Source organism: Dactylosporangium sp. NPDC049525 (assembly GCF_040676755.1).
In the GTDB taxonomy this organism is placed as follows: domain Bacteria; phylum Actinomycetota; class Actinomycetes; order Mycobacteriales; family Micromonosporaceae; genus Dactylosporangium.
On the sequence record NZ_JBFAPO010000043.1, the window covers coordinates 65,175 to 85,001 of the forward strand.

18 protein-coding genes are annotated in these 19,827 nt (G+C 71.4%); 2 read left to right on the forward strand and 16 right to left on the reverse strand.

What is annotated here, in order from left to right:
• Nucleotides 1-10: 10 nt before the first annotated feature.
• The 4 genes from AB0K00_RS40770 to AB0K00_RS40785 are packed head-to-tail and all read right to left on the reverse strand — an operon-like array spanning nt 11 to nt 3,835.
• Entirely contained in the window at nt 11-928 is a 918-nt protein-coding gene (locus tag AB0K00_RS40770) for a carbohydrate kinase (protein WP_363532574.1), read from the reverse strand.
• On the reverse strand, nt 925-1,728 hold the full coding sequence (locus AB0K00_RS40775) for an ATP-binding cassette domain-containing protein (protein WP_363532577.1): 804 nt from the start codon (nt 1,726-1,728) through the stop codon (nt 925-927). The genes AB0K00_RS40770 and AB0K00_RS40775 overlap by 4 nt, the downstream gene beginning before the upstream one ends.
• Nucleotides 1,725-2,771, reverse strand: coding sequence for an ABC transporter permease (locus tag AB0K00_RS40780; RefSeq protein ID WP_363532580.1), 1,047 nt, complete (start codon nt 2,769-2,771; stop codon nt 1,725-1,727). Before AB0K00_RS40780 ends, AB0K00_RS40775 begins: the two co-directional genes overlap by 4 nt.
• On the reverse strand, nt 2,768-3,835 hold the full coding sequence (locus AB0K00_RS40785) for a substrate-binding domain-containing protein (RefSeq protein ID WP_363532583.1): 1,068 nt from the start codon (nt 3,833-3,835) through the stop codon (nt 2,768-2,770). The genes AB0K00_RS40780 and AB0K00_RS40785 overlap by 4 nt, the downstream gene beginning before the upstream one ends.
• A gap of 202 nt (nt 3,836-4,037) precedes the next feature.
• On the opposite strand from AB0K00_RS40785, the gene AB0K00_RS40790 reads away from it, so the two are divergent.
• The gene (locus tag AB0K00_RS40790; RefSeq protein WP_363532586.1) at nt 4,038-5,060 is read left to right on the forward strand and encodes a LacI family DNA-binding transcriptional regulator; all 1,023 of its coding nucleotides are present in this window, start codon (nt 4,038-4,040) and stop codon (nt 5,058-5,060) included.
• A gap of 503 nt (nt 5,061-5,563) precedes the next feature.
• Here AB0K00_RS40790 and AB0K00_RS40795 read toward each other — a convergent pair.
• The 12 genes from AB0K00_RS40795 to AB0K00_RS40850 form a co-directional block, all read right to left on the reverse strand.
• Entirely contained in the window at nt 5,564-6,334 is a 771-nt protein-coding gene (locus tag AB0K00_RS40795) for an AIM24 family protein (protein WP_363532589.1), read from the reverse strand.
• A 10-nt stretch (nt 6,335-6,344) separates the two neighbouring features.
• Complete coding sequence (locus tag AB0K00_RS40800; RefSeq protein ID WP_363532592.1) at nt 6,345-7,022, reverse strand: AIM24 family protein; 678 nt, start codon at nt 7,020-7,022, stop codon at nt 6,345-6,347.
• 11 nt (nt 7,023-7,033) lie between these two features.
• Complete coding sequence (locus AB0K00_RS40805) at nt 7,034-8,602, reverse strand: TerD family protein (protein WP_363532595.1); 1,569 nt, start codon at nt 8,600-8,602, stop codon at nt 7,034-7,036.
• A gap of 81 nt (nt 8,603-8,683) precedes the next feature.
• Nucleotides 8,684-10,396 carry a TerD family protein gene (locus tag AB0K00_RS40810; protein ID WP_363532597.1) on the reverse strand — a complete coding sequence of 571 codons (1,713 nt, stop codon included), beginning with the start codon at nt 10,394-10,396 and terminating at the stop codon, nt 8,684-8,686.
• 46 nt (nt 10,397-10,442) lie between these two features.
• Nucleotides 10,443-11,921 (reverse strand): TerD family protein, encoded by a 1,479-nt coding sequence (locus AB0K00_RS40815; protein ID WP_363532600.1) that lies wholly within the window; start codon nt 11,919-11,921, stop codon nt 10,443-10,445.
• A 28-nt stretch (nt 11,922-11,949) separates the two neighbouring features.
• Nucleotides 11,950-12,768: a hypothetical protein gene (locus AB0K00_RS40820; RefSeq protein ID WP_363532603.1), complete on the reverse strand. Its 819-nt coding sequence runs from the start codon at nt 12,766-12,768 to the stop codon at nt 11,950-11,952.
• Nucleotides 12,765-13,895 carry a cysteine protease StiP family protein gene (locus AB0K00_RS40825; protein WP_363532605.1) on the reverse strand — a complete coding sequence of 377 codons (1,131 nt, stop codon included), beginning with the start codon at nt 13,893-13,895 and terminating at the stop codon, nt 12,765-12,767. The genes AB0K00_RS40820 and AB0K00_RS40825 overlap by 4 nt, the downstream gene beginning before the upstream one ends.
• Nucleotides 13,892-15,235, reverse strand: coding sequence for a phosphoribosyltransferase family protein (locus AB0K00_RS40830; RefSeq protein ID WP_363532608.1), 1,344 nt, complete (start codon nt 15,233-15,235; stop codon nt 13,892-13,894). The genes AB0K00_RS40825 and AB0K00_RS40830 overlap by 4 nt, the downstream gene beginning before the upstream one ends.
• Nucleotides 15,232-16,413 carry an HpcH/HpaI aldolase/citrate lyase family protein gene (locus AB0K00_RS40835; protein ID WP_363532610.1) on the reverse strand — a complete coding sequence of 394 codons (1,182 nt, stop codon included), beginning with the start codon at nt 16,411-16,413 and terminating at the stop codon, nt 15,232-15,234. Before AB0K00_RS40835 ends, AB0K00_RS40830 begins: the two co-directional genes overlap by 4 nt.
• Before the next feature lie 55 nt (nt 16,414-16,468).
• The gene (locus tag AB0K00_RS40840) at nt 16,469-16,612 is read right to left on the reverse strand and encodes a hypothetical protein (protein WP_363532613.1); all 144 of its coding nucleotides are present in this window, start codon (nt 16,610-16,612) and stop codon (nt 16,469-16,471) included.
• Nucleotides 16,613-16,856: 244 nt separating this feature from the next.
• Complete coding sequence (locus AB0K00_RS40845; RefSeq protein WP_363532616.1) at nt 16,857-17,432, reverse strand: TerD family protein; 576 nt, start codon at nt 17,430-17,432, stop codon at nt 16,857-16,859.
• A gap of 429 nt (nt 17,433-17,861) precedes the next feature.
• Entirely contained in the window at nt 17,862-18,122 is a 261-nt protein-coding gene (locus AB0K00_RS40850) for a hypothetical protein (RefSeq protein WP_363532619.1), read from the reverse strand.
• A gap of 679 nt (nt 18,123-18,801) precedes the next feature.
• Here AB0K00_RS40850 and AB0K00_RS40855 point away from each other — a divergent pair.
• Nucleotides 18,802-19,809: a hypothetical protein gene (locus tag AB0K00_RS40855; protein WP_363532622.1), complete on the forward strand. Its 1,008-nt coding sequence runs from the start codon at nt 18,802-18,804 to the stop codon at nt 19,807-19,809.
• The last annotated feature ends 18 nt before the right edge of the window (nt 19,810-19,827 follow it).

The window sequence follows — 19,827 nt, forward strand, 5'->3', positions numbered from 1 at the left end:
TGAGCGCGGTTCAGCGGCCCAGGTCGGCGAGGGTCGGCGGGTCGGCGCCGCGGCGGGCGCAGGTGACCCCAGCGACCTGGGACGCGAACGCGAGCATGCCGGCCAGGCCCGAGACGTCGACCCCGGCCAGGCGGTCGCGGTTGGCGGCGCCGAGCAGGCCCGCGGCGTGGCAGGCGTGCAGCAGCCCCGCGGTGAACGCGTCGCCGGCGCCGACGGTGTCCACGACCCGGACCGGGACCGGCGACACCGTCACCGCGACCCGGGCGGTGCTGCCCCAGGCGCCGTCCGCGCCGAGGGTCACCACGACCAGCCGGGCGCCGAGCGCGAGCCAGGCCCGGCCGATCTCGTCGTGCCGGCGGCCCGGGTACAGCCAGGCGAGGTCCTCCTGGCTGACCTTGACGACGTCGCTCATGGCGACGAGCCCCTCGACCCGGCGCACGGCGGTCTCCGGGTCGCCCATCAGCGCCGGGCGGCAGTTGGGGTCGTAGCTGACCGTCGCGGTCGCGGCGGCGGAGCGCAGCAGCGCCGCGACGTGCGCCGCGCCCGGTTCGAGGAACGTCGCGATCGACCCCGTGTGCACGCAGTCGACCCCGCCGTCCACAGTGGACACGGTGGGTTCGAAGGCCCGCCAGGCGATGTCGAACGTGTAGTCGGCCTGCCCGTCCGGGCGCAGCGTCGTGTGCGCGGCACTCGTCGGCGTGGCGTCGAGCAGGGTGCCGGGCGCCAGTCGTACCCCATTGGCGCGAAGGAAATCGAGGACCAGGCGGCCGTGCGGGTCGTCGCCGACCTGGGTCAGCAGGCCGACATCCTCGCCGAGCCGGGCCAGGGCGACGGCGACGTTGGCGGGGCTGCCACCGGGGTGCGCCACAGGCCGGCCCGGTGGACCCTCGATCAGGTCCACCAGGGCCTCACCGACGACGGTGATCACGCACCACCCCCGTCCACTGCGGCTTCCTGACGGCCCGGCGTCTCCTCCAGGGTGGTGGCGCCGGTCATGATGGCGACCGCCTCCGACATCGTGTGCGAGCGCGGGGTGATGAGCCCGCCGCAGCGGCCGAGGCGCTGGATGTGGATGCGGTCGGCGACCTCGAACACGTGCGGCATGTTGTGGCTGATCAGGATGACCGGCAGGCCCCGGGAGCGGACCTCGCTGATCATCTTGAGCACCTGGTTGGACTCGCGGACGCCGAGGGCGGCGGTCGGCTCGTCCAGGACGATGACCTTGCTGCCGAACGCGGCTGCCCGCGCCACCGCGACCGCCTGGCGCTGGCCGCCGGAGAGGGTCTCGACCGGCTGGGCCATGTTCTGCAGGGTGCCGATGCCGAGGTCGGCGAGGGCCTGGCCGGCGTCGCGGCGCATGCCCTTCTTGTCCAGCATCCGCAGGATCGAGCCGAGCGGCCCGGGCCGCAGCCGTTCCCGGCCGAGGTACAGGTTGCTGGCGATGTCCAGCGCCGGCGCGACCGCGAGGGTCTGGTACACGGTCTCGATGCCGGCCTCGCGGGCGTCCTGCGGCCGCTTGAAGTGCACCGGCCTGCCGTCGAGGAGCAGCTCGCCGGCGTCCGGGACGAGCGCGCCGGTGAGGCATTTGATGAGGGTCGACTTGCCGGCGCCGTTGTCGCCGATGACGGCGAGGACCTCACCGGGGAACAGGTCGATGTCGACGCCGTCGAGGCCGACGACCCGCCCGAACGTCTTGACCAGTCCCCGCGCGGACAGTACGGGTGTCATGCCTTGACCCTCCTGATCCACTGGTCGACGGCCACGGCCAGGAGCACGAGCATGCCGACGGCGAGGACGCGGTACTGGTCGTCGACGCCGGCGAGGGACAGGCCGCTGCGGAAGAACCCGACGATGAGCGCGCCGAGGATCGTGCCGAGCACCGCGCCCCGGCCGCCGAAGAGGCTGGTGCCGCCGATGACGACGGCGGTGATGCTCTCCAGGTTGGCGTCGGTGATGGAGTTGGGGCTGGCGGCCCCGGCCCGGCCGATGAGGATCCAGGCGGTGAGGCCGTAGATGGCGCCGGCGATGACGTAGACGCTGAGCAGGACCCGGTCGACGCGGATGCCGGCGAGGCGGGCGGCTTCCTTGTCGTCGCCGACGGCGTAGACGTGCCGCCCCCAGGCGGTGTTGGCGAGGGCGAAGCCGACCACCACGTACAGGACGGCGACGAGGACCACGCCGGCGGTGATGCGGAACCGGCCGATCGCGAACGTCTCCCCCGTCCAGTTCAGCAGGCCCGGCAGGTCCACGGACTGCACGCTCTGTCCCCGGGAGTACAGCAGCCCGATGGCGGTGAAGACGCTGAGCGTGCCGAGGGTGACGATGAACGGCGGCAGCCCGATGCGGGTGACGAGGGTGCCGTTGAGCGTGCCGGCGGCGACCCCGACGGCGATCCCGACCAGCAGCGCGAGGATCCCGGGGATGCCGTTGCCCTCGGCGAGCTTCGCCGACAGCATCATCGCGAGGATCGTGATCGCGCCGACGGACAGGTCGATGCCGGCGGTGAGGATGATCAGGGTCTGCCCGACGGCCAGGGCACCGATGACGGCCACCTGCTGCAGCACCAGCGACAGCGAGTTCGGCTGGGCGAAGCGCGGGTTGATGAGCGAGAAGACCGCGAAGGAGATGACCAGCACCAGGAACGGGCTGATCGCGGGGTAGGAGTGCAGCACGTGCTGGACCCGCTGCACCGGTGAGCGGCGGCGCAGCGCGAACTGCTCGGCGGCCGTGCTGGCCGTGGGGGTGCTCGCCGCAGGGGTGGCGGCCGTCATGACTTGCCCCAGCAGCGGTTGGCGGCCTCGGTGCTGTCGATGCTCTCGGTGCCGGCGGCCGGCTTGTCGGTCACCAGGGTCACGCCGGTGTCGAAGAAGTCGAGCCCGTTGGTGACGCTCGGCTTCGCCCCGCCGGTCGCGATCTGCTTGATCGCCTTGACGCCGAGCTCGGCCATCTTCGTCGGGTACTGCTGCGACGTCGCGTTGATGAGCCCGTCCTTGACCTGCTTGACGCCGTCGCAGCCGCCGTCGATGGACACGACGAGAACGTCCTTGGTGCCGGCGGCCTTGAGCGCCTTCTGCGCGCCGACCGCGGCCGGCTCGTTGATCGTGTAGACGACGTTGACCGCCGGGTTCTTCGTCAGGCAGCGCTCCATCGCGGTGCGCCCGCCGTCCTCGGCGCCGTTGGTCGGCTCGTTGCACACGATGCTGTAGGTGCCGCCGGTGTAGCTGCCGGTCTTCGCCTCGTCGCCGTTGCGCTTCTTGTCCTTGGCGTCGATCCCCATCCCGGTGAGGAAGCCCTGGTCCCGGTTGTAGTCCACCGACACGATCTTGTCGTTGAACAGGTCGAGCATGGCGATCGTGGCGGGCTTGCCGGCGAGGGTGGTGGCGGTCCACTTGCCGATCAGCTCACCGGCCTTGAAGTTGTCGGTCGCGAACGTGATGTCGACGGTGTTCGCCGGGTCCGGCGGGGTGTCCAGCGCGATGACATACAGCCCGGCGTCGCGGGCCTTCTTGATCGCCGGGTTGACACCCGGCCCGTTGGGCGTGATGAGGATGCCCTTGTCGCCGCGGGCGATGGCGTCCTCGATGGCCTGCACCTGCCCGGCCTCGTCACCGTCGGCCTTGCCCGCGGCGAGGGTGATCTTGACGCCCTCGGCCGCCGCGGCCTGCTTGGCCCCGTCCTGCATGGTGACGAAGAACGGGTTGGTCGAGTTCTTCGTGATCAGCGAGACCGACACCTGGTCGCTGCCGGCGTCGTCGCCGCACGCGGCGGTGAACCCGCCGCCGACCAGCGCGACGGCGAGCAACCCTGCGGCCCGCACACGGTGGCGTTCAAACATGTCAGCTCCTAGGGTTCGTTTGACAACGATGTCAAGGAGTGTCAGCCCGCCTCGTCATCCTTGTCAATATGTCCTATAAGATGGTCTTGGCCTTCAGGCTTGCCGAAGCCTGAGAATCTTGACATCGTTGTCAAACCAGCCGCTCGCGCCGCGCCTGGCCCGGCTGGCGATAATGGAGAGCCGATCTTCGCGAGGGAGTGCCGTGGACCACGTCGCCCGTGCCCGCCCGACCCTGCGCGATGTGGCGCAGCTCGCAGGGGTCAGCCCGAAGACCGTTTCCCGCGTCGTGAACGGCGAGTCCGGGGTCAGCCCGTCGAAGGCCGGCGCCGTCGAACGGGCGATCCGGCAGCTGGAGTACCGGCCCAACATCACCGCCAGCAGCCTGCGCCGCGCGGGCGGTCGCACCGCCGCCATCGCCGCCGTGCTCGAGGACGTGTCCAACCCGTTCTCCTCGGCGCTGTACCGCGCCCTCGAGGACGTCGCCCACGCCCGCGACGTGATGGTCTTCGCCGGCAGCGTCGAGGAGGACCCCGACCGGGAACGCGCCCTCGTCCGCGCCTTCGCGATGCGCCAGGCGGACGCGATGCTGATCGTGCCGGCCAGCGACAACCAGGCGTACCTGACCCGCGAGGTCGTCGGCGGCACCCCGCTCGTCTTCGTCGACCGCCCACCCGTCGGCCTGCACGCCGACGCGGTCCTCGTCGACAACGAGTCCGGCGCCGCCGACGCCGTGCGCCACCTCCTGACCCACGGCCACCGCGACATCGCCTACCTCGGCGACCTGCGCACCATCGCGACCGCCCGGCGCCGCTTCCAGGGGTACAAGGAGGCCCTCAGCGACCACGGCATCCGCCCCGACCCGGCGCATATCGCGCACGACCTGCACACCACCGAGGACGCCGCGCTGGCGTTCGGCCGCCTGCTGGACGCCGCCTCCCCACCGACGGCGTGCTTCAGCGCCCAGAACCTCATCACCATCGGCGCGATCCGCGCGCTGCGTTCCCGCGGGCTGCAGCACCGGGTCGCGGTCGTCGGCTTCGACGACTTCCCGCTCGCCGACATGCTCGAACCGGCGGTCACCGTGGTCTCGCAGGACCCGTACCGGATGGGCCGGGTCGCCGCGGACATCCTGTTCCGCCGCCTCGACGGGGAGGACTGGGAACCGACCACGCACCTCGTCGAGACCCGCCTGATCGTGCGCGGCTCAGGCGAACTCCTCCCCTGACGCGCGGCCGTCGCTGGGCAAAGCTCGCAGGCCTGGACGGGGGCATTGTGTACTTCGCGCTCGGCGCACGACCCCTTACAACCCGGTTGATTGCTGGTCGCCGAGGAACAGGGATCCACCGGGTTGTTCGGCAGCGGCGGAATACGCCATCGGCGCCGCACAACCGATCGCGAGTCGGACCTGTGCAGCGCTTGACCAACGACGGTGTTGTAGCACCGAATGATGACGTCGGCGGCGCTGGACCATGTGCGTGCGGACCTGGCTTGGCATCACCTCGACACGGCACGGACCGCAACCACGCCACCCATCGCGCGGCCGCCAGGCCGCGCGGAACCACAAAGGCCGCAGCACTCGATGGCTCTTCTATTACGGGCATGACGACCACGCACGCGGACCGCAACGGCAAGGCAACCAGCGCATCGGGGAAACCCAGGAACCCGCCACCCCACACAGCAAAGGTCCCGGGCAGCAGACGCGCTGCCCGGGACCAGATGCTGGAACGATCAGCGGCCCATGCCGCCGAAGGGGTTGTTGCCGGCCATGCCGCCCTGGCCGAGGCCGAAGCGGCCCGCCATGCTGGTGCCGGCGAGTGCGTCATACGGCGGGACGAGCTCGGCCGGCTGGACGACGACGAAGCCCTCACCGGTGAACTGCATCTGCCAGCTCTCACCGGTGTTGCCGCGGGGGCGCCACACCGAGGAGGACGTGACCGCGGCCTGCATGCTGACCTGCAGGCTGGTCGACCACGCGATGACGGCATCGGCGTCGGCGAAGTAGTAGTTGTTCGGGGTGACCCGCATGACCAGGGGCGCACCGGTGGTGGTGACCGCGACCTTGCCCCGGCCGCCGATGTCGATGTTGTAGCCGCCGGCACCGGCGATCTGGACCTGCGAGTCGATGCGCACGATGTCCCAGCGCAGCTGGGTCTCGAAGGCCAGGATGTTGTTGCCGTCGACGGTGAGGCCGTCGCCGGTGAGGTCCAGGATGTGGATGTCCTGGGCCTGGTTGGCCAGGAACACGGTGCCGCTGCCGTGCACCTTCATCAGGTTGAGGCCCTCACCCGTGAAGTGCCGGGCGACGTGCGAGCCCCAGCCCTGGTATTGCGAGTCGAAGTTGACGCCGCCCTGGTAGGCGACCATCGCGCCCTTGCGGGCGAAGAACTCGCGCATGCCGTTGGCCTGGCTCAGGGTGGCCTTCAACATCTTGCCGTTCTGCAGCGCGAACCGCTCGGTGCTCTGCACTTCCTGGTTGGACAGCAGTGAGCTCTGATACATGTCGGTCTCCTCAACCCCGCACCGAGAAAGCGGGGCGCGCGTCCTCGCTCGGCTGGACCATCACGAAACCCTGCCCGGTGAAGCCGAGCTGGAACGACTCGCCGGAGCCGCGGCCGATGAGACTGCCGAAGCGGGCGGTGCGCTTCGGGCTGATCTGCAGCCCGTCGGTGAAGCCGACGAGCGCGTCGGTGTCCACATAGGTCGGTGCCTCGCGGGTGTCGAGGACCACGGGCGTGCCCTTGCTGGTCAGCGCGACCCAGCCGTTGCCGCGGATGACCACGTTGAACATGCCCATGCCGGACAGCATGCTGACGCCCTTGACCCGCTCGATGGTCCACTGCAGGGTCGAGTCGAAGGCGAGGATGTTCTTGCCGTTGACGGACAGGCCTTCGCCGGCGAGCTGCACGACGACGACCTCCTTGCCGTAGTCGGCGAGGTAGAGCTCGCCCTGGCCGGTAGCGGTCATCAGCGGCACGCCCTCGCCGGTGGCCCACGAGCGGGCCATCGCGCCGAGCTGCGGCGGGTTGGGGTTGAAGTCGATGAGGCCCTCGTAGGCGATCATCGACCCGGTGCGGGCCATCAGATCCTGGCCCGGCCCCATGATGACCTTGGCGATCTTGCTGCCGTGGAGGCTCATCCGGTCCCGGACCTGCGTCTGGCCGTAGTGTTGGAGCAACGGACTCTGCACAGCGTCCCCTTTCAGACCTCGTAGGGCTGGACCACGACGAAGTGGCCCTGCATTCCCATGAACTGGAGCGCGACGGACTCGCCGCTGGCGCCGGCGTAGATCTGCCGGGACACCCGGACCTGCGTCGACACCGCGACCCGCATGCCGGCGGTCCACGCGACCACGGCATTCATGTCGCCGAACGTCGGGCCCTGGCACATCAGCGTGACCGGGGTGCCCTTCGTCATGACGACGACGGTGCCCTGGCCCCTGACCTCCAGGTGGAAGAAGCCGCCGCCGGGGATGCCGGCGCTCTCGATCCGCTTGACCTCGGTCTGCAGGCTCGCGTCGAAGGCGAGCACGTTGTTGGCGTTGATGCACAGCGCCTGGCCCTGCAGCTCGACGATGTGCAGGTCGGCGGCGTTCTCGGCGAGGAACACCTCGCCCTGGCCCTTCAGCGTCATCAGCTTGAGACCCTGCCCGGTCATCGCGCCCTCGAACATCGCCTTCAGGCCGCCGGAGCCCTTGTACTCGAACTCGACGTTGCCCTGGTAGGCGACCATCGAGCCGCGCCGCGCGTGCGCGTCCGGGCCGAGGGTGACCTTGACGAGCTTGCCGTTCTGCTTCGTCCAGCGGCCGGTGGTCGGCGTCTCCTTGTACTTCTGGAGGCTGACCATGACACCCGGCTGGACGCGCTGCGCCTGCGACGGCAGCAACTCGCCCTGCTGCGGGGGGAAGCCTTGCGGCGGCTGCCCCTGCGGGGGGAAGCCCTGCTGCGGCGGCTGCCCCTGCGGCGGGAACCCGGGCTGACCCTGCGGCGGATACCCAGGCTGGCCCTGCGGCGGGAAGCCGGGCTGCTGCTGCGGCGGATATCCAGGCTGGCCCTGCGGCGCGAACCCGGGCTGCGGCGCGAACCCAGGCTGCTGCTGCGGCGGGAACTGCTGGGTGGGCGGCGGCGGCGCGAACTGCTGCGTCGGCGGCGGGGGCGGCGGCGCAAAGCCCTGCTGCGGCGGCGGCCCGCCGGGCGGCGGCGCGAACCCGGGCGCGGGACCCGCGGGCGCCGGGGCCGGCTCGTCGTCGACGTTGCCGCCGTAGGAGCGGATCAGGTCCGCCAGGCCGCCGGCGAAGCCCTGCCCGACCGCGCCGAACCGCCAGACGCCCTTCTTGTACAGGTCGCCGATGATGATGGCCCGCTCGGTCCCGAAGTCGGCGCCGGTGAAGCTGTAGCGCATGACCTCCTGGCCGCCCGCGACGATGCGCAGGTAGCCGGACTGCAGCTGGCTGGCGGTGCCCGACGTCTCGATCGCGGCACAGAACGACAGCTTCGCGATCTTCTCCGGCACAGCGTTCAGCGTCGCCCGGAAGGAGTCCGTGTCACCGGACTGCGGACCGAGCTTCTGGATCGAGCCCTCGGGCGACTTCGGCTGGTTGAAGAAGATGAAGAAGTTGTCGTCGGCGAGCTTGTCGTCGGCGTCCAGCCCGAAGCACGAGATGTCCCACGTGATCCCGGGAGCGTTCAACTGGATGCCTACATACAGATCATCTCCCGTGGTGAAGGACGAAATCGGGCTCTTCTGCCCCCGAGTGAATGTCTGAGACACGTGATCTCCTCGGCTACAACGACAGCGTTTCTGCGATCAACTTATAGCGACACCGTACAAGTGGCGTATGACAGTGACGGATCATTGCCCGTCCGCCTGACGGGCGAGGCGGGCCAGGATCTCGTCGACGGCGGTGCTGCCCGTGGTCGCGTCCGGGGTGAAGGTCCAGGTCAGGCCCACCCACGGGTCGCCCATGTGGTCGCCGGACAGGACCGGCAGGCGCGCCATCGAGCGCCACACCGCACCGACGAGCGGGCCGAGCGTCGAGGAGTCCGCCGGGTCGGCGACCATCAGCACGTGCACGCCGGCCTCAGGCCCCTCGTTGAGCAGGTAGTGCAGGTGCGCGACGGAGCGCTCGTCGAAACCGTACGGGAAGTCGTGCAGCACCAGCAGCCGCCGCCCGCCGTCGATCTGGTCCTGGTTGCCGCTGTGTGCGCTGGGCATGGCGCCGGCGCGGATCGCCATCTGCACGAGGTCGACCCGTTCGACGAGGTGCTCGAGCATCTCGCTGAGCGCCTGCGGGGTCGCCGCGACCGGCGTCGTCGGCCCGCCGCCGAGCGCGCCGCCCAGGTCGAAGGCGCGGGCCGCGGCGCCACCGCCGGCGAGGTCCGCGACCGAGACGCTGAGCTGGCCCGGCGGGTGCGCGGCGAGGAGCCGGACCACCACGGAACGGGCCATCGCCACGGCGGCGGTACGGTCCGCGCCGGTCGAGTCGATCCACAACGCCCGCATCAGCGGCAACCGGAACAACAGCGGGATGCGCAGCTCCGGCGACTCCGGCACGTGCACGTCACCGACGCGGATGCCGACGGTCGTGGTCTCCGGCAGGCGCCAGTCCTTCCACCGCGGGCTGTCCCAGGCCGCCAGGGGCGCCGGCAGGGTCGTGGCGAGGCCGTTGAGCTCGGCGACGAGCTGGTCGACGTCGCGGCGGCGGTCCGCCTCGGCGCGGCGGACCAGCTCGTCGTGCCGCCGGTCGGCCTCGGCGCGGGCCGCGGCCGTCTCGGGCGAGTTGCGCAGCCGCGGGTCGTTGAGCAGCTCACCGACCTCGTTGTCGCGCCGCTGTTCGGCGTAGCCGACGGCGGAGCGCAGCGCGGACGTGGACCGGGCCGCGTCCTGGAAGATCGACCACACCTGCTGGTACAGGCGTTCCTCCGGCGGGCCGCCGATCTCCGGGACCGGCTGCGGCTGCTGGGACGCGGCCGGGGGCTGCCCGCCGGGGCCGGGGAAGTGCGGCGAGGACGTGCCCGGGAAGTGCGGCGAGGCGGTGACCGGCGCGGGCGCCGGCTCCTCCTGCTCGACGTCGACCCCGTGCGCCGCGATCAGCTGCGCGAGGCCACCCGAGTAGCCCTGGCCGATGGCGCGGACCTTCCAGGCGCCGGCGCGGCGGTACAGCTCCCAGGCGATGACGGCCCGTTCCTCGCTGAGGCCCTGCATGGTGAACGTGCCCAGCTCCGCGCCGGTCGCCTCGACGAGCCGGGCGACCGGTGCCGGGCCGGACCCGAACGTCGTCGTGCGGTCGTCGGGGCTGATCACCGCGATGACCCGGGCGACGTCGGCGGGGACCGCGGACAGGTCGATCTCGACCCGCTGCGCCCCGCCGGCGCCGCCGGTCAGCCACGTCAGTCCCGGCGCCGCCGGCTGGTTGTAGAAGACGAAGTCGCCGTCGGACCGGACGCGTCCCGTCTCGGTGAGCAGCAACGCCGACAGGTCGACCGCGACGGCGGCCTCGACCATGATCCTGAGCTGCTGCGCCACCAGGGGTGCGTTCTGCCCCTTGACGAAGACCAGCGTCATTGTTCCCCTCCTGATGCCGACGGACCCTGACTCCTGACTGCTGGGACTACAGGAAGCGAGCCAGCTGCGGGATCATCTCCAGCGGCTGCTTGGCGTTCTGGGGCTCGCCGATCGCCGTCATCTTCCAGCCGCCTCCGTCGCGGTGCAGTTTGGCCATGACCATGCCCGTGCTCGGCGTGCCGCCGGAGAGCGTATAGCGGGTGAGTTCCGCCCGGGTCGTCTCGTCCACCAGCCGACAGAACGCCGCCTCGATCTGCGCGAACGTGTGCCCCTCGTACGAGGTCACCACGAAGATGATCGTGGTCACGTGCGCGGGGACGCGGTTGAGGTCCACGACGATCGACTCGTCGTCGCCGTCGCCGGCGCCGGTGCGGTTGTCACCGGCGTGCTGGACGGAGCCGTCCTTGCTGCGCAGCTGGTTGAAGAACGCGATGTCCACCGGCTGCTTGTCGGCGAACAGGATCGCCGAGGCGTCCAGGTCGACCTCGGTCTCGCGGTTGCCGAACAGGCCGCGCTTCTTGATCGGGTCCCAGCCGAGGCCCATCCGGACCAGGCTGAGCGACGAGCCGTCCTGCTTGCGCAGCGAGACCCGCTGGCCCTTGCTGAGGTTGACGGGGCCGCCGGGGCCACCCACGGGCGCGTCCTGCGCCGGGGCGGCGGGCACCGGCGGCGCGACCGGCGGCATCTGCTGCGTCGGCGGCTGCTGCTGCCCGTACGCGGGCGGCTGCTGCTGGCCGTACGGCGGGGGCGGCGGCTGCTGTCCGTACGCCGGGGGCTGCTGCTGGCCGTAGGGCGGCGGCGGGGGCGGCGGCTGCTGCCCGTAGGCCGGGCCCGGCGGGTTCTGCCCGTACGCCGGCGTCTCCTGCGGGGGCGCGACGTGGGTGGGCGCGGTCTGCGCGGGCATCGTGTACACCGGCGCGACCGGCGGCGGCGTGGGGGCGGGCGGCGGCGGCGGAGGGGCGACCGGCGGGGTGGCCACGGGCGGCGCGGACTGCGGGGCCGGGGTGGCCGCCGGGGCCGGCGAGTCGTCGACGGACACGCCGTGGTCGCGGATCAGGTCGGCGAGGCCACCGGCGTAGCCCTGGCCGACGGCCCGGACCTTCCACTCGGCGTTGCGCCGGTAGATCTCCAGCGCGATGACGATGCTCTCGGTGTCCAGGCCGCTCACCACGTACTGGATGAGCTCGGCGCCGGACTGGTCGAGGACGCGGGCGACGGGCGGCGCGAACTGCCCGAACCGCTGCCCGGTGCCGTCGACGCTGACCACGACGCGGACCTTGTCGACGTCGGCCGGGATCGCGGCGGTGGAGACCGAGGCCTGCCACTTGCCGCCGCCGGTGTCACTGACCGAGACGCCCGGACCGGACGGCTGGTTGTAGAAGACGAAGTCGGCGTCGGTCCGCACCTTGCCGGCCGCCGTCACCAGCAGCGCGGACAGGTCGGTGGCAACGCCGACCTCCACCACGACGCGCACGTCGTTGGCGGTCAACGCGGTGTTCTGGCCCTTCACCAGCACGGTGGCCATGCTTTGTTCTCCTCTTGTCAGATGTCCGTCAAGGCCGACCGTCGCCGGTCTGCGCCACGTACCAGTCGAGAATCTCGTCGCCGGCCGCCGCACCCGCGGAGGCCGTGGTCAGGCAGTGCGGCGAGGTGAAGCCGGTCAGGTGCAGCTCTCCGTGCGCCGGTCGGATCGCCGCGTGCGCCGCCCGGAGCATGTCGGCGTCCAGCAGGGAGTCCCCGCCGGCGACGACCCGGTCCGCGCCCAGCCGCTCGGCGGCATGCGCCACCGCGGCGGCCTTGTCCAGGCCGGTGGGCAGAAGATACAGCTTCCTGCCCTGTAGCGAGACCCGCCAGCCGTTGATCCGTCCCCACTCGGCGGCCTCCTCGGCGAAGGCCACCAGCCACGGCTCCCGCCGCACGACGGTGAGGTAGATGAAGAAGTCCTCCACCGCGCGCACGGCGTCGAAGCCGCGCTGCTCCCGCCAGCGCTGCGCCTCCTGCCACACGGTGTCGAAGGACGCGCCGCCGTCGGCGAGGCGCCGCCGGACGTGCCGCTCCCACCCGGCGTCGGACTCGTCGCCGACGAGCAGCCGGGCGCCGTTGCAGACCACCGCGGACGGCGGGCGCTGCCCGGGCAGCCGCAGCCGCTGGTACTGCTCCACCGACCGGGTCGTCGCGGGGACGACGACGCCGGCATCGGCGAGGCCCGTCCACTGCCGCACGACCCGGGTCGTCATGTACGCGTAGATCCGCTCGCCGTCGACGTCGACCGGCACCAGGTCCTCGTCGGCCGGCCGGACCGGCCCGTGCGACATCGCCTTCTCGGAGAAGATCACGGTCCCGTCGAGGTCCGTGGCGACCACGGTCGTCACTGGGCACCCCCGCGGGGGCGGATCAGGCCGACGCACGCGTACGGCAGGTCGTCGATCTCGTCGACGGGCACGCCGGTGTCCTTCGCCAGCAGCAGGATGTGGCCGAGGTCGCCCCGGGCGTCGGGGCGGATCAGCACCCGCCACGGGCTGCGCCGCAGCAGCACCCGCGTGGTCTCGCCCACGCCCGGCTTGAGCAGGTTGACGTCGTCGAGGCCGTACTGCGCGGCGAGCCGGACGGCGATCTTCCAGCCGCTCCAGTCGGGGGTGCGGTCGGTGGCCGCGAGGACCGGCCAGTCGGCGGCGACCCGGGCGGCGACCGCCGGGAAACACGCCTCGACCGCGTCGAGGAACAGCTCCGACACGTCGCCGGGGGCGAGCTCCTTGTAGAACTTCGCGCCGTGGAACTGGCCGGGGCCGATGTACCGGTCGTTGAGCACCGTGCGCGACACCAGGCCCGACACCGTCGAGTTGAGGCAGGCCGACGGGATGAGGAAGTCGTCGCGGGTGCCGAAGACGCCGGTGCAGCCACCGGGGTCGGCGAGCACCGCGAGCTGCGGGTCGAACACGGGCCCGCCGGTCTCCGCCAGGAGCGTCACGGCCTCGGCCAGCTCGCGGCAGATCGCGCCCTTGCCGGTCCAGCCGTCGACGAACATGACCTGCGCCGGGTCGTGGTGGCGGGCAAGATACCGCATCGCCTCGATGTCGATGCCGCGGCCGCGCACGATCGACACCGCGTAGTGCGGCGGCTGCACGCCGTGCGCGAACTGCGCCCACCGGCGCATCAGGATCCCGACGGGGGTCCCGGCGCGGGCCAGGGACACCAGCACGGGATCGCCGCCGCGGGCGGCCATGACCAGCTCGGTGACGACACCGACGGCGTGCGCGACCCGCTCCGCCGACGCGGCGAGGGCCTCGTGGAACAGCTCGAGGTACTCCGCCGTCGGCTGGTACTCGATCGGCAGCGACTCGGCGTAGTGACCGGCCTTCGCCTGCATCATCGCCTCGCGCTGCTCCGCCGGCGCCTCCAGGGCGACGTGCGACAGGTCGGTGAGCAGCCAGCTCACCTCCGCCGCGGCGTAGGAGGAGAACGCCGGGCCGTGCAGCGGCGAGGGGGGTTCGACGTTCACCGGTTACCTTCCTGCGGTTCCGTTGCTGGGGTGACAGCCGGCCGGAGGTCCGGGATGACCACGACCGTGACACCTTGGCAGACTCCACGCAGCGCCGCCACCAGGCCCCTGTCCTCCCAGAGGGCGGGAGCACCGCCGGTCCGGTCGACGACCAGCACGATGTGCTCGAAGCCGGTCACGTTGTACGCGTAGCGCGGCGTGTCCGTGTCGACCCCGTCGTGCGCCGGGAAGGTCAGCCTGGTGCGGATGGCGTAGCCGGGATCGTCCACCGGCAGCACCGGCGACCTGGTCGTGGAGGAGCACCGGACCACTCCCGGCCGCAGCCGGGCGAGGCCGCGGGCCAGCAGCAGCGGCGCGTACATGAGCTCCTCGCTGCCCAGCACCAGCACCCGCGCGTCGCCGGGGAGCCCCTCGGCGACCTGGGCGGCGAGCCGGTCGGCGGTCTCCAGCAGCGCGGCGCGGTGGGTCGCGGCGAACCCGTGGCGGCCACCCTCCGGCAGCCCCGCGGGCCAGTCCGCGTCGATCCTGGTCACCGGCGCCGGCCCGGGGGTGCCTGGAGTCTCCGGTACGTCCAGCGACGCCACCAGGTCGCGGCTGCGTTCCAGGACGTCCGGGGGCAGCTCGACCTCCCCGGCGGCGAGGGACACCACGTCGATCCGGGTCCCGAGCTCCTCGCCGAGCGCGGCGAACCCGGGCCGGTCCGCGGCCGTGCGCAGGTCGAGCAGGGCGGCCACGACGTACCGCTCGCGGGGCCGGATCGCGTGCAGCTCACGGATCGTCGCCTGCACGGTGCGCCCGGTGGTCAGTTCGTCGTCGACGAGGACCAGCGGGCCGTCGCGGTCCAGCCAGGCCGGGTCGGCCGGCAGCAGCAGATGCTCGGTGGCGTGGCTGTGCGCCTCGTCGAAGCGGCCGAGCAGCGCCACGCCGGGCACGGCACGGCGGGTCGAGTGCAGGTAGTCGGCGTCGGCGAAGCTGTCGGCGACGACGTGCCCGAGCGACGTGGCCGTCTCGGCGTAGCCGAGCACGAGGGGTGCGCCGCCCGGCACCTTGATCTCCTGGAAGTCCACGGTGTCCCAGTCGTCGCCGGGGTCCTCGGCGCCCAGGACCGTCCCGGCCCGCAGGCCGAGCAGCCGGCCGCCGGCGTAGATGACGCGCGGGTCGGCCGGCACGTGCTTGCCGAGGACCGGCGACACCACCAGGTGCGCGCGGCGCGGGTTGCGGCGCACCGCGAGCCCGGCGAGGTCGGCCACCCGAGGGGGTTCGGCTGCGCCGTCCGCGTCGACGAGCCGTACACCGAGCCGCCCGGTGACCCAACTGCCCGACCAGATCACTTCCGTCACGCGACGTGCTCCCTGTTGACGGAGGCGTCGAGGAAGTCCACGAACCCGAGGCCCTCGGCGGCCACCCCGAAGATCTCGGCGCGCACCAGGGTCCGCTCCGCCCACGACAGGTGCGGCCGCACCTCGTTCATCTTGTTCATGTAGACGCTGCGCAGGACGCCACCGCCGCCGTCGCCCGCGTAGTCCTCGACGATCGCGTTGGCGTCGCAGTACTCCTCGTGGCTGACGACGCTCAGCGCGTGTACGGCCGCCGCGTGGCTGGGGTGGATGACCGTCTTGCCGACCATGCCGTTGGCCTTGTCGAGCACGATCTCGCGGATCAGGCCGTCGAGGGACTGGCGGACCAGTTTGGCGCGCAGCATGGGATCGTGGTCCTCGAACGGCGTGACCCGCAGCTGGGGTTTCAGCACCCGCTCCCCGCCGGAGAAGTACTCCCACACCGGACCCGTCACCTCATACCCCTTGCCGCCCCGGCGGGCCAGCACGTTGACGATGTCGGTCAGGATGCCGGCCACCACGTTCACGTCCCACGCGGTCAGTTCCGCTGTCCTGCGCAGGGCATAGATGCTGCTCAGATCGGTCGCGCCGACCCTGACTGCCAGGACCCGGTCGCGGTTGCTGTCGAGCATGTCACGAACGGCGAGCAGCGTCGGCAGCCGGGTCTCCGCGTAGGCGATCTCCGGCGTCTCGAGCACCGGCATCGCATACAGGGGCAGGTCGCTGCCATCGGCGACCTCCCGGACCGCCTTCAGCCCGGCCTGGCCGGACTCGTCGGGCCGGAACTTCGGCAGCACGAACCCGCTGAGGATCCGCAGGTCGTCGCCGAGCCGGTCGGCGAGCCGGTAGATCTGGTCGGTGTTGCGGACCCGCACGAAGACCAGCGGGCCGCCCACCTCCATCCGCGCCAGGCGGCGCAGCTGGTCGGCCAGGTTGAGCTCGGCCTCCTCGACCTCGCTGTCGCGGATCGAGTCCTCCAGGCAGCCGACCATGCTCATCACGCCCTCGGCGTGGCAGCGCACGATGTCCTCGGCCAGCCGTGGCCGCACGGCCGGCGAGTAGAGCGTCGCGCCGAGTGCCATGGCGAGGGTCTCGGCCGGGCTTTCCTGGGAGAACTCCGTCGGCAGCCGGTGGAACAGCGCGTCGACGGGCATCCCGACCAGATGGGAGAAGTAGCGCACTCGGTGTCCTTTCTTCTCTGACCCGGGCGGGGAACGGCGTGCTGCGGGATCGGTGTCACCACCGCGTTGACGTCGGACGGCGCCCGGCTGGGCCGAGCGCCGTCCGGGCCTGTTCGAGGAACTCGGACTCCGCCAGTGTGCCCCGGTTCACCAGATAGACGGTGATCAACTTGATGGGCATCGCGAAGGCGGTGATCACGAAGGTGTTCTGGCTGGCCTCGACACACCCTCCGACTGTCTGCGTAAGGCCGCGGTTGCGGCTGGTAGTTTTTCGGCGAATATGGGACCGCGGGCCGTCCTCCGTGTGGAAGGGCGACCCGCGGCGATGGTACTGAGCAAACAAACGTGAAACATATTCGTGTAATAAACCGGACCGTGTCCGGACACATCAGTCAACACGGCGAGTACGAAGCGTCACCGCACCGAATGATGAACAGTGTGTTTCAGACGTTGATGCCGAAGTCGCGGGCGATGCCGGCGAGACCGGAGGCGTAGCCCTGGCCGACGGCGCGGAACTTCCACTCGCCGCCGTTGCGGTAGAGCTCGCCGAACACCATGGCGGTCTCGGTCGACGCGTCCTCCGACAGGTCGTAGCGCGTGAGCTCCGCGCCGGAGGCCTGGTCGACGACCCGGATGTAGGCGTTGGAGACCTGCCCGAAGGACTGGCTGCGAGCCTCGGCGTCGTAGATCGACACGAGGAAGGCGATCTTGGTCACGTCGGCGGCGGTGGCCGCCAGGTCGACGTTGACCTGCTCGTCGTCGCCCTCGCCCTCACCGGTCGTGTTGTCACCGAGGTGCTTGACCGTGCCGTCCGGCGACGTCAGGTTGTTGAAGAACACGAAGTGCTGGTCTGAGATCGCCTTGCCCGACTCGCCGCAGATGATCGCGCTGGCATCCAGGTCGAACTCGGCCCCGGTCGTGGTCCGGACATCCCATCCCAGACCGACGGTGACGGCCGTCAGACCAGGCGCCTGCTTGGTGAGGCTGACGTTGCCGCCCTTGCTGAGGCTGACTCCCACGAACTCCTCCAACTCACTGTGCGGGGGACCCCCGCGGCTGTAAATACGGTCCGGATCGCGCCGGACTTTGCAAAAGGCCGCCATGAACATGCCGACTGCCGCGAAAAGGGTCGCAGATCTGCGGAGCCTCTGACGACACGAGCCGACGGTTGCACCGGAAATTCATGTGGGAGTGTAGTGCTCCACCGCAAAATCCTGATCAACTTGCCGCGCGCGCCGGGCCCTTCCAGGGCCGGCGCGGCGCACGTCGTCGCAGGTCAGGACCGGTGCTCCCGGACGGGGACGGGCCGGCGGCCGCGCCCGGCGCGGGCCGGCGGACGTTGCTCTGAATTCGCTGGGAACCCCGGCCGCCGGGTCCACGGGGGTGCGGCGGGGTGCCATGCGACGGCCGGCCGGGTCGGCACCGGTCAGGAGGCGGTCAGGGTGCCGTCAGGACGCGGCGGGGTCCGGCACCGGCGGATGGGTGGGGTCGTCGCCGGCGTCGCGCGGCTCGTCGTCCGGCGCCCCGGCCCCGGGCCGCCAACCGGCGTCATTGAGGCGGCGCAGCCTGCGGACCCGCTCGGTCAGGTCCGCGGTGATCTCGTCGGGGCTGGTCCCCTCGTCCATCGCGGCCGACCGCGCGGTGCGCAGCTCCCGGTGCAGCAGCTCGGTGATCCGGTCAGCCGGCGGGTCCGTGGGCGGAGTGGCCATGACCCTATGCTCCCAGACCCGCGCCCGGACCGGCGAGCGTCGACCGAAGCCGCCGTCCAGCGGCGGCTGGACTGTCCGGCCGGGTGGGACTGCGCATGACGTCGACCTCCACGCTCGGACCACGGGGCGTGGACGCACGGCCCGGCGGTTCCTGACGGACGGTGGGCGCGGCACCTGGCAGAACGGACATCGCCGGACACTTCTCGAATATGTCGCCAGGCCACCCATGACCCAGCCGTCCCGCCGTCGAACGGAAGACGAATCTATTGAAGCCTATGGATTGAATGGAATCCACCCGGTGGGGCCGGGAACTGGCCATACATTGGCCACTGACGTGCCAGATCATGCGCTCGCGCGACGCGACCGGACCGACCCGCGGGCCCGTCACGACCCGGCGTCGGGAGCCGGTGAACGCCTCCGCCCGTCCGGACAGGGTCGTTCGTTCACAAGCGGTGGACGGCGAATCGCCACCGTCCCCGTACCGGATCGACGGGAGACTCAACCCGGAAAGTCGATCCACCTCAGTCTGATCGAGGCGCAATTCGCCGGATAGTGCCGTTCCCTTTGGATGCTGCACTGACAGACTGGCATGAGCGTTCAACAAGGCGATTCGAAGCATCATCCATGCCCGACGTACCCCGCGTCACGCAGCCTCGAAAAGTGTTGAAAGGGAATCGTCATGCCTCGACGCAGTCCGACGGCCGCCGACGAGGTCCGCAGCCTGGCCAGGCTCGGGACGCTCGCGACGACCGTCGCCGACGCCGACGAGCCGCAGCGGCTGCGGCTGACCGGCGGCACCTACTCCGTCGTGTACCCGGTCGTCTACACCGGGCTGACCCAGGGCCTGGAACGGCGCCGCGGCCACCCGGCGTGCGCCGTCTCCGTGCGGCACCTCGCCGACGACTGCCTGGACCGCTTCCACGACGACGTCGAGGCCGTCGTCCACGACGTGGTGCGCCGCGCGACGGCCCCCATCGACAACCTCGACGCCTGGATCTGCGGGCTGATCAACTCCGCGACCGTCAACGGGCACCGCCGCCGCCGCGGTGAGATCGGCGCCCTGCAGCGGCCCCGCGCCCCGAAATGGCTCGTCGACGGGCTCGGCGGCGACCGCTGGCTGGTCCACCTCGCCGTGCAGATGCTCAACTGGGTCGGCAACCCGGCCACCGCCGGCTCGCAGGTCTGGCCGGTCGACAGCTGGACGGCCCTGCGCTGCCGGTTCACCGGCGACTGGGACCCGGCCGCCGGTGGCGACGTCCGCCACGACATCGAGACGGTGCTGCGGGTCATGCGGGCGAAGCGGGAATGGTACGAGCGGTACGTCGAAGGCCCGCTCGGCCACAAGCACGTGCCGGTGCCCCGGTTCGCGCTGGACAACCCCGGCGACGGCGCGATCACCCCGGCCCTGAGCCTGGTCGACGCCGGCGAGCGCGACGACATGTACATGCGGGAGCTGGCGCACCTGGCGATGACCGCGATGCGGACCCGGCTGCTCGCCGGTGAGGACCCGCGCACCGTGGTCGCCGAGGTCATCAACGTCGCGTTCGGCGACGGCGCCGTACCGGCCATGGACGGCGCGGCGCAGCTGAGCGACGCCGCCGGTGAGCACGTCGGGCGGATCCTGCGGGATCAGGACAGGATCTCCCGCATCATGGTCGCGGTCCTTGCCATCATCGAGGACCGCTAGCCCCTCCCCCGCCCCCCC

Bases quoted from the DNA above. Each gene is read 5' to 3' on its own strand.
- AB0K00_RS40775 (WP_363532577.1), bottom strand. From the start codon at position 1,728: ATGACACCCGTACTGTCCGCGCGGGGACTGGTCAAGACGTTCGGGCGG.
- AB0K00_RS40780 (WP_363532580.1), bottom strand. From the start codon at position 2,771: ATGACGGCCGCCACCCCTGCGGCGAGCACCCCCACGGCCAGCACGGCC.
- AB0K00_RS40785 (WP_363532583.1), bottom strand. From the start codon at position 3,835: ATGTTTGAACGCCACCGTGTGCGGGCCGCAGGGTTGCTCGCCGTCGCG.
- AB0K00_RS40795 (WP_363532589.1), bottom strand. From the start codon at position 6,334: ATGTATCAGAGCTCACTGCTGTCCAACCAGGAAGTGCAGAGCACCGAG.
- AB0K00_RS40810 (WP_363532597.1), bottom strand. From the start codon at position 10,396: ATGACGCTGGTCTTCGTCAAGGGGCAGAACGCACCCCTGGTGGCGCAG.
- AB0K00_RS40815 (WP_363532600.1), bottom strand. From the start codon at position 11,921: ATGGCCACCGTGCTGGTGAAGGGCCAGAACACCGCGTTGACCGCCAAC.
- AB0K00_RS40850 (WP_363532619.1), bottom strand. From the start codon at position 18,122: ATGGCCACTCCGCCCACGGACCCGCCGGCTGACCGGATCACCGAGCTG.
- AB0K00_RS40855 (WP_363532622.1), top strand. From the start codon at position 18,802: ATGCCTCGACGCAGTCCGACGGCCGCCGACGAGGTCCGCAGCCTGGCC.